The sequence below is a fragment of the Leucobacter chinensis genome (genome assembly GCF_019049105.1).
Classification (GTDB): Bacteria; Actinomycetota; Actinomycetes; order Actinomycetales; family Microbacteriaceae; genus Leucobacter_A; species Leucobacter_A chinensis.
Genome location: NZ_JAHQZR010000002.1, coordinates 368,134 through 377,657, shown reverse-complemented (window position 1 = coordinate 377,657; position 9,524 = coordinate 368,134). Strand labels below are relative to the sequence as shown.

Annotated in this window: 8 protein-coding genes and 1 rRNA gene; all 9 read left to right on the top strand. The window is 59.3% G+C overall.

Annotation, left to right across the window (positions count from 1 at the left end; translation table 11 throughout):
* Positions 1-70: ribosomal RNA gene (rrf, locus tag KTJ78_RS14045) — 5S ribosomal RNA — on the top strand; the annotation flags it as partial.
* Positions 71-170: 100 nt separating this feature from the next.
* Positions 171-3,059 carry a Na+/H+ antiporter subunit A gene (locus KTJ78_RS03735; RefSeq protein WP_217132678.1) on the top strand — a complete coding sequence of 963 codons (2,889 nt, stop codon included), beginning with the start codon at positions 171-173 and terminating at the stop codon, positions 3,057-3,059.
* On the top strand, positions 3,056-3,535 hold the full coding sequence (locus tag KTJ78_RS03730) for a Na(+)/H(+) antiporter subunit C (protein WP_217132676.1): 480 nt from the start codon (positions 3,056-3,058) through the stop codon (positions 3,533-3,535). Before KTJ78_RS03735 ends, KTJ78_RS03730 begins: the two co-directional genes overlap by 4 nt.
* On the top strand, positions 3,532-5,166 hold the full coding sequence (locus KTJ78_RS03725; RefSeq protein WP_217132674.1) for a Na+/H+ antiporter subunit D: 1,635 nt from the start codon (positions 3,532-3,534) through the stop codon (positions 5,164-5,166). The genes KTJ78_RS03730 and KTJ78_RS03725 overlap by 4 nt, the downstream gene beginning before the upstream one ends.
* Positions 5,163-5,708, top strand: a complete 546-nt coding sequence (locus KTJ78_RS03720; protein WP_217132672.1) for a Na+/H+ antiporter subunit E — start codon at positions 5,163-5,165, stop codon at positions 5,706-5,708. Before KTJ78_RS03725 ends, KTJ78_RS03720 begins: the two co-directional genes overlap by 4 nt.
* Positions 5,701-6,009, top strand: a complete 309-nt coding sequence (locus KTJ78_RS03715; protein WP_333735215.1) for an MrpF/PhaF family protein — start codon at positions 5,701-5,703, stop codon at positions 6,007-6,009. Before KTJ78_RS03720 ends, KTJ78_RS03715 begins: the two co-directional genes overlap by 8 nt.
* The gene (gene mnhG, locus KTJ78_RS03710) at positions 6,002-6,424 is read left to right on the top strand and encodes a monovalent cation/H(+) antiporter subunit G (RefSeq protein WP_217132670.1); all 423 of its coding nucleotides are present in this window, start codon (positions 6,002-6,004) and stop codon (positions 6,422-6,424) included. Before KTJ78_RS03715 ends, mnhG begins: the two co-directional genes overlap by 8 nt.
* A 39-nt stretch (positions 6,425-6,463) precedes the next feature.
* Complete coding sequence (locus KTJ78_RS03705; RefSeq protein ID WP_217132668.1) at positions 6,464-7,696, top strand: amidohydrolase; 1,233 nt, start codon at positions 6,464-6,466, stop codon at positions 7,694-7,696.
* A 117-nt stretch (positions 7,697-7,813) separates the two neighbouring features.
* Entirely contained in the window at positions 7,814-9,487 is a 1,674-nt protein-coding gene (locus tag KTJ78_RS03700) for an ABC transporter substrate-binding protein (protein ID WP_217132666.1), read from the top strand.
* The last annotated feature ends 37 nt before the right edge of the window (positions 9,488-9,524 follow it).

Below are 9,524 nucleotides of genomic sequence, written 5' to 3'. Positions count from 1 at the left end.
GGTAGCTAAGGCTGACTGCGCCGATGGTACTGCGAGGGGGACCTCGTGGGAGAGTAGGACACCGCCGGACTTCTTTTAATGGGAAAGGGGCTGGTCTCAGTATCGAGACCAGCCCCTTTTTTCATAGTCGGACCGAGTTCGACTAAGCTATACATTGTAGGGAGGTGCCCATGGGGTGGTTTACTGGCACAGTGATTGTGCTGGTTTTCACGACCCTTACCGCACACCCAGTAGTACGACGCTTCGGGCGCAACGGCTTCCTCTATGGAGTCTTTGTGCTCGGAGCCATTTGTGTTTCATACCTCACGTTTATTCCTCAGGTGGCCGCTGGAGCGGTCATTGAAGAGAACATCGAGTGGCTGCCGCAGCTCAGCCTCAACCTTGCCTTGCGCATTGACGCTTTGAGCCTTTCGCTCGCGTTACTCGTGACCGGGGCAGGAGCGCTCATACTGCTCTACTCGAGGTGGTATTTCCACCCGAACGACCAAGCCACCGCCCGATTTACGGCGATCTTCCTCGCGTTCTCTGTATCAATGCTCGGCCTGGTCATCTCAGACAACGTCTTCCTGCTCTTCATGTTCTGGGAGAGCACGACAGTCTTCAGCTTCCTCCTGGTTGCGCACAACCACCGTTCGAGCATCGCCCGATCAGCTGCGCTGCAGGCACTCGTTGTGACGACGCTCGGCGGGCTCGGTATGCTCGCAGGCTTCGTGATTCTCGCGAATATGACCGGTACGGCCTCACTCGCTGAAATGCTTGCGAACCCACCAGCCGCGTCAGGAACCCTCACGACGGCCATCATGCTCATCATGCTGGGGGCGCTCACCAAATCTGCGATCTTCCCGTTCCACTTCTGGCTTCCTGGCGCAATGGCTGCGCCGACACCCGTGAGCGCATACCTTCACGCAGCCGCAATGGTGAAGGCCGGCGTATACCTCATTGCACGCTTCGTGCCCGCCTACAGCTTCGTTCCCGGGCTGCTCCCTATGCTTGTCGTGCTCGGCGCCATCACGATGGTGTGGGGCGCAATGAGAGCGTTGCGCCAGTACGATATTAAACTCATCATTGCTCACGGCACCGTGAGCCAGCTCGGTATGCTCGTGATGCTCTTCGGTCTCGGAATGCCGGGTATAGAGTACGCGGCGCTGACCCTGCTGTTTGCTCACGCCGTCGCAAAAGCACCTCTGTTCTTAACCGTTGGTATCATCGATCACTCAACGAGTGAGCGTGACCTCCGTAACCTCAGCGGCATCGCAAAACGGCATCCCGGTCTCGCAATCATCGGTACGATCGCTGCCGCATCGATGGCGGGCCTCCCGATCTTCATCGGTTTTGTTGCGAAAGAGGCGGCGCTCACAGCGCTCATTACCGAACGCAGTGACTCCTGGCTCGTCTGGGTTGCCCTCGTCGCCTTCGTCGGCGGCAGCGCGCTGACGGTCGGTTACATGGCCCGCTTTGTCTGGGGTGCCTTCGGCAACCGCAAGGGTGTGCCTACGCCACCCGAGGTGCACAAGGTTTCGAAGTGGATCTACGTCGCCCCAACGGTGTTCGTGGTTCTCGCGACACTCGGTGGTCTGTTCTCGAAGCAGTTTGAGTCTTGGCTCACGCTGATGACCGACGGCAGAGCAGCGAGCGAGCTCGGGCTCTGGCACGGGATTACGCCGGCACTGATCGTCACACTGCTCATGGTTGCGACCGGCCTCATTGTGTTTGCAGCGATCCGCGATCACGAAGCGCACCTGCCAACGATGCCCGAGCGATACAGCGCTTCGCACGCCTACTGGCGCGTTATGAACCTGCTCGACGTGATGTCGGTGAAGACCACGGCGACCACGCAGCGAGGCTCGTTGCCCTTCTACATCGGCACCATTCTTATTACGATGATCGTCGCTCTCGCGGTGCTGTTCCTCGTGCCGGGTACATGGCCTGACGAGTATACGTTCCTGACGAACTGGGCCCAGCTGCCGCTCGCGATCATCATGATCGCGGCGACGATCCGCGCAGCTCAGGCGAAAACCCGTTTTAAAGCGGTCGTACTCGTCGGAGTGACTGGCTACGGCATGGTTGCCATCTTCGCGCTGCACGGCGCTCCTGACCTCGCGGTCACTCAGGCCCTCGTTGAGACGATCACAATGATCGCGTTCATTCTCGTCATTCGTCAGCTGCCCATCGACATTAAAGTCACGGCCTCAACGAAGGTCAAGATTGTACGCGGTGTTATCGCCGTAACGGTTGCCCTGGGGCTCGGTATGGTCGCCCTGCTATCGCTCTCGGCACGAACCGCAACACCGATCTCAGAGTTCTTTGGCGAACTAGCCGTGAAGGGCGGCCACGGCGTCAACGTCGTGAACGTGACCCTTGTCGATATTCGCGGTTGGGACACCATGGGTGAACTCTCGGTGGTTCTCGCTGCCGCAACCGGTGTCGCCTCGCTCATCTTCTTGAACACGCGCGGCGATAACCTGCCAAAGACCGGTCGCAAGGCAGCGCGCCTCAACATGCGTCAGCACCTGAAGCGCGTCGCAGACCCCGATGATCCAACAAACCTCACGAGGTGGAGCCTCGCCGGCTACAAACTGTTGCCAGAGCACCGCTCGATCATTCTTGAGGTCGTCGTACGCCTGCTCTTCCCGGCACTCATTATTGTGTCGATCTACCTTTTGCTCGCGGGGCACAACGCCCCGGGCGGCGGTTTCGCTGCAGGGCTCGTGGCGGGCCTGGCGCTCGTCGCTCGGTACCAGGCTGGCGGAAGGCACGAGCTTGCCGCGACGGTGACGCTCAATGCCGGCCGAATCCTTGGGCTCGGGCTTATTCTTGCGACAGGAACCGCTCTCGTGCCGCTTTTCTTCGGCCAGGCAGCGCTTGCCTCGTCGTGGTTTGACCTCTCGCTCGGGCCTTTCGGCGAAATCTCTTTCGTCACATCGACCATCTTCGACATCGGCGTGTACCTCGTGGTGTTTGGACTCATGCTCGATGTTCTGCGAAGTCTCGGCTCTGAGATTGACGAACAAGAAGAACACGAACTCGCCATGGCAGAAGAGGAGGCCGAGCAATCATGACGATGCCTCTCATTCTCGTGATCACGATGGTGGTCATGTACGCCTGCGGTTTTTACCTCTTGCTCGACCGAAGCCTGACGCGGGTGCTGCTCGGTTTTTTGCTCGCAGGCAACGCGACAAACCTGCTGCTCTTCCTCATGAGTGGGAATTTTGGTGCGGCTCCGATCATGGGTGCCGAGGGCGAGACCTCCGATCCGCTGCCTCAGGCCTTCATTCTGACCGCGATCGTGATTACCTTTGGCGTTACCGCGTTCATGCTCGCACTGATTTATCGCTCGTGGAGCCACGCGAAAGATCTTGACGACGCGGTGCAAGATGACCTTGAAGACATTGAGCGGGCGCAGACCACTGACACGCTCACATTCGAGGAGATTTCAGACGAAGACGTTGCCGAGACGCCAGAGTTCAGCGACGGCGATGGCGACAGCGATGCTGAGGCCGACAGCGCTCGTGGCGGGAGAGGGGCCCGTTCATGAATAACCTGATCCCGCTGCTCGTGCTCGTGCCGCTCGTGTCGGCTGCGCTCACGATGATTATTCCGAAGCGTCAAAAGGTGAAGCAGGGCATTACGGTACTCGCACTCGCGACGATCGTGGTGCTGAGCGGTGTGCTCATGTACGGCGTCACGCAGTACGGTGTGCTCACGATGGAGATTGGCGGCTGGGCCGCGCCCTTCGGCATCGTGCTCGTCGTTGATCGGCTCGCAGCGCTCATGGTGGGCGTCTCGGCGATCGTGCTCCTTGGCGTGTACTTCTTCTCGCTCGGCCAGGGTCTTGCCGATGGTGACGATGAGGCACCGGTCTCGATCTACGCGCCGACCTACCTTGTGCTTGGTGCGGGCGTCACAAACGCGTTTATTGCGGGCGACCTGTTCAACCTCTATGTCGGTTTCGAGATCTTGCTCGTGGCAAGCTACGTGCTCATTACCCTCGGCGGCACTCCGCAGCGCATTCGGCAGGGCACGACCTATATTGTGGTCTCGCTCGTCTCGTCAGTGATTTTTCTTGCCGCTATCGGTTTCATTTACGGCGCGACCGGAACCGTGAACATGGCGCACCTTTCGTTGCGCATCGCTGAGTTGCCGTACGACGTGCAGCTCATGCTCAACCTCTTGCTTCTTATTGCGTTCGGCGTGAAGGCGGCGGTTTTCCCGCTCGCGTTCTGGCTTCCAGACTCATACCCGACGGCGCCGGCTCCCGTAACCGCCGTGTTCGCGGGCCTGCTCACGAAGGTTGGCGTTTACGCGATCATTCGCAGCCAGTCATTGATCTTCTACGACTCGAACATCAACACGCTGCTGTTTGTTATCGCGGGGCTCACACTCGTCGTCGGTATTCTGGGCGCGATAGCGCAGCTCGACATCAAACGGTTGCTCTCGTTCACCCTCATTAGCCACATCGGTTACCTCATCTTTGGCGTGGCGATGGCGTCGAAAGCCGGTTATGCGGCCACGACCTACTACATCGCGCACCACATTATTGTGCAAACGACGCTCTTCTTGGCGGTGGGTCTCATCGAGAGGCAGGGCGGCACAACCTCACTCCTGCGTCTCGGCGGGCTGCTCAAGAAGGCGCCGTGGATCGCGGTGCTCACCTTTATCCCGCTGCTCAATCTCGGAGGCATTCCCCCGTTCTCGGGTTTCATTGGCAAGCTTGCCCTCTTCGAGGCGGCCGCCGAACTCGGGACCGCCGAAGCGTACTGGCTCATTGGCGTCGGCGCCGTGGTCTCGCTGCTGACGCTCTACGCGCTGCTTCGAGCTTGGGGCCTTGCGTTTTGGCGCAGCCCAAACCAGACCCCGACGGTAACCAACGCTCTCGGCTTTAAGTCGGTGCTTTCGCAGCTCGACGCGCAGGAGCACGTTGAGGTGCAAGAGCGGCGGGACATCCCGAAGCTCATGAGCTGGGCGACCGGTGGCATGGTGACCGTGAGCCTCGCACTGACGGTGTTCGCTGGGCCGCTCTTCACCTACGCAACGGCTGCGGGCGAGACGCTCATGACCCCCGAAAAGATCAACGACGCGGTGCTCAATAACCCTGACTCTGGGCAGGGGAGTGGCGATGGCGAGACAACGGTTCCTGACTCTGAGATGAAGGAGGTTGTACCGTGAGTGTCGAGGGTCGTAAGATTGAACGCCAAATTCGGCGGTACGAATTTCCGCTCCTGCTCGGGCTTGTCATCACGTGGATGGCTCTGTGGCGAGAATTCTCGCTTTTCACGTTTATCGGTGGCGTGGTTGTGGCGTTTGTCGTCATGCGCGTCTTTTACCTCCCGCCGGTAGAGCTGGCGGGCCGCTTTAACCTGTGGTGGTGCCTGCGCTACGTTGGCTACTTTTTCTCGCAGGTCGCAATTGCTTCGCTCGAGGTGGCGTGGATCGCGGTGCGCCCGAAACCCGTGCCACTCCGTTCGGTCATCGCAGTGAGGCTGCGCACGAACTCTGACTTTATTCTGACGCTCGTCGGCCTCACAATCTCGCTTATTCCAGGCTCGTTCATTGTCGACGTTGATCGCGAAAATCAGGTCTTGTTCTTGCACGTTTTGAACACCCCAGACCATGAGGCGGTCGAGAAGATGAGGCGCGAAGTCGCCCACATTGAACGACTCCTTATTCGCACGCTCGGATCTCGGGAAGAGGTGAAGCTCGTTGGCTGAAACCATTGCGATGTGGATCACGGTTGTTGCCGGCGCAGGTTTTGCCGTGACGGCTGTGCTCGCGCTCATTCGGGTCATCTTCGGGCCCACGATTCTTGACCGTATGGTCGCCTCTGACGTGCTCGTGACGACCCTTATGCTCGTTGTCGGTACCGAGATGGTCATCAACAAACACACAACGACGATCGGCCTCATGGTGTTGCTCGCTGCAACGTCGGTGCTCGCGACCATCATGGTTGCCATCTATGTGCGGCGCAGGCAGGGAAGAGCGGTTCCACCGGTGGAGGGTTCATATGAGTGATTTTTTCACGGTCATTCTTCCCGCGTTGCTGCTGCTCGGAGCCTCGCTGCTCTCGGTAGCCGCTGGTGTAGGCCTCTTACGTTTCACTGATGTGCTCACGAAGCTGCACGCCGTAACGAAGCCTCAGGTGCTTGGCCTTATTCTCGTGATTCTCGCGATCGTGCTCTCGATGCAGTCCTGGGTCGTCTTTTTCGCGTTGCTGCCGGTTTTTGTGTTCCAATCGCTTACGGCACCCGTCGCTGCTCATATGGTGGGCCGTGCTTCGTATCGTACGGGCGACATCGACACTGAGCACTTGCTGGTTGACGAACTGGCTCCCGCTGTGGCTGAGGTACCAGAGGATGCCGATACCGATGCCGAAGAAGAAGCAGACGGTTCAACGCCTCAGGTTGATACCGAAAATGGCGGGGCTTAAGACACTACCGTTTCATGGGGCAGCGTCGTACTCTAAGGTATGGCCATTGATCTTAAATCCCTCTATTTTGACCTTCATACGCACCCGGAACTGTCGTTTCAAGAACACCGTACGGCTGCTCTGCTCGCCTCGCATCTGCGCTCTTTAGGGTTTGCGGTTACCGAGGGCGTTGGTAAGACCGGAGTGCTTGGTGTGCTGAGCAACGGAGCAGGGCCGTGCTTGTGGTTGCGGGCAGACATGGACGCGCTACCAGTACAAGAACAGGGCGAGCATGCCCATGCGAGCCAGGCAACTGGCGTTGACGAGTCAGGCGAAACAGTTCCCGTGATGCACGCCTGCGGTCATGACATGCACATGACCGCAATGATCGGTGCAGCCGAACGGTTGAGCCGTGAACGTGACACCTGGGCGGGCACCGTCGTTGTTGTCTTTCAACCGGCCGAAGAACTCGGTGCCGGGGCGAGAGCAATGCTTGACGATGGTGCGCTCGACCTCGCGCCCCGGCCTGACCTGGTGCTCGGGCAACATCTGTACCCCGCGCCTGCGGGTACCTTGCGCATGCACCCCGGCACGCAGAACGCTGGCTGTGACACGGTGCGCATCACACTACACGGGCGAGGAGGGCACGGCTCGAGGCCTCACACCACGGTTGATCCGGTTGTGATGGCCGCGGCGACGGTCATGCGATTGCAGACGGTCGTTTCTCGGCACATTGATCCGCTTGAGGTGGCCGTCGTCACCGTCGGGGCGATGCGCGCGGGCCATAAGGACAACATTATTGGCGAGGTCGCGACGCTTGATGTGAGCATTCGATACGCGAAGGAGAGCGTGAGAGAGCAGTTGCTCACTCATATTCGGCGTATCGTCGAGGCCGAGGCTCTCGCGTCGGGGGCCGAGACGCCACCCACAATTGAGGTGACCGAAACCCTGCCACCCACCGTCAACGATGAGTCGGTTGCTAATCGAGTGATGGCGGCGTTTCGTGACACCTTCGGTGATTCGAACGTGAGCGACCCCGGGATGTCGCCCGGGAGTGAAGATGTGTCATGGTTTGCGCGCGACGCCGGCGTTCCACTCGGCTTTTGGTACTGGGGCGGTTGGGATCGCGCCGAATATGAACAGGCTGAGGCTCGCGGAAACGTGGCGACAGATATTCCCACGAACCATTCGCCTCGCATGGTTCCGGTTGTGCAGCCGACGATCGACACCGGAGTAAGCGCGCTGTGCACCGCTGTGCTCGAGTTTCTCGGGAACGGTGCTCGACGTTTGTGATCAAACTGAGACGAGAAGCCCTTAAGAAGCGGCGGGTGATTGGCTAGGCTCGAGAGTAACCGATCGACTCTGTCGTTCTTTTTGCGCGCAGAAGCGCTGACCTGGAAGGATGCAAAGATGCACCAAACCCCGCTCCGAAGAATCGGAGGAATGCTCGCCGGTGGCCTCGCTGCCGTTCTCGTCTTGACGGGTTGCGTTCAGAGCGAACGTGGCAACGGCGATGAAGGGGGTGCCGCGAAAGATGTCGACGGTACCTTCGTGTTCGCCGCCTCGAGCGACCCGGCAAGCCTTGACCCTGCATTTGCGCAGGATGGCGAGTCGTTCCGAGTGTCACGAAACATTTTTGAGGGGCTCATTGGCGTGAAGCCCGGAACGGCTGACCCCGCTCCATTGCTTGCCGAAGATTGGGAATCAGCTCCCGATGGCATGTCACACACCTTTAAACTGAAAGAAGGCGTGACCTTCCACGACGGCACCGACTTCAACGCCGAGGCTGTGTGCACGAACTTCGAGCGCTGGTACCACTGGGAGGGCATCGCAACGAGCCCCACCTTTGCTTACTACTACGGCAAGCTCTTCCAGGCCTTTGCCGATGACCCCGACAATGCCGTGTACAAGTCGTGCACCCCGAACGGCGAGCACGAGGTAACGATTGAGCTGAACAAGCCCTTCGCGGGATTCATCGCCTCGCTCTCGCTGCCCGCGTTTGCGATGCAGAGCCCGAAGGCGCTTGAAGAGTTCGAGGCAGACAACGTTGGCGGCACTGAAGAGTCACCGAGCATGTCTGAATACGCTACCAAGCACCCGACGGGCACAGGGCCTTTTGAATTCGTCGAGTGGGCGCCGGGCGAGCAGATCAAGCTCAAGGCGTACAAAGACTACTGGGGCGAGCAGGGGCAGGTGACCGACATCATCTTCCGTGTCATCGACGACCCAACCGCGCGTCGACAGGCCCTTGAATCGGGCGCGATTGACGGGTACGACCTCGTCGGCCCCGCCGATACCGAAGCGCTTGAAGAGGCTGGTTACCACATGGAGTCACGCCCGCCCTTCACGATTCTGTACCTTGCTTTCAACCAGGCAATTCCCGAGTTGCAAGACATCAAGGTTCGCGAGGCCATCTCATACGCGATTGATAAAGACGCGCTCATCAGCCAGGTCATGCCTGCGGGTACGCAGAAGGCAACGCAGTTTATGCCAGAGGTTGTCAACGGTTACAACAAATCGGTGAAGACCTACGATTATGACGTTGAGAAGGCAAAGTCGCTGCTCGCTGAGGCCGGTTATGACGAGAGTAACCCGCTGACGCTCGACTTCAACTACCCGGTAAACGTTTCGCGCCCCTACATGCCGACCCCAGAGCAGACCTTCACGGTGCTCGCGAGCCAGCTTGAAGAGGCCGGAATCAAGGTCAACCCGATCACGAACGAGTGGGTTGACTACATTAACCTCACGACCGGAACCGATAACCACGGTATTCACCTGCTCGGCTGGACCGGTGACTACAACGACTCAGACAACTTCGTCGGCGTGTTCTTCGGTCAGGAGAGCCTCGAGTGGGGCTTCAACAACTCAGAGCTCTTCGATGCTCTGCAGGCTGCCCGAGGCGAGCCGAACCTCGAGAAGCAGACCCCGCTCTACGAAGCGATTAACGAACAGGTGGCAGAGTTTGTGCCAGGTGTGCCCCTCGCGCACCCAGCGCCAACGCTCGCCTTCTCAGACCGCGTCGAAAGCTACCCGGCTAGCCCGGTGAACGACGAGGTCTACAACGAGATCGTTCTCACGAAGTAGTTCGTCATTGATGCGCTGGGTCGTCGTTTGCGAAAGG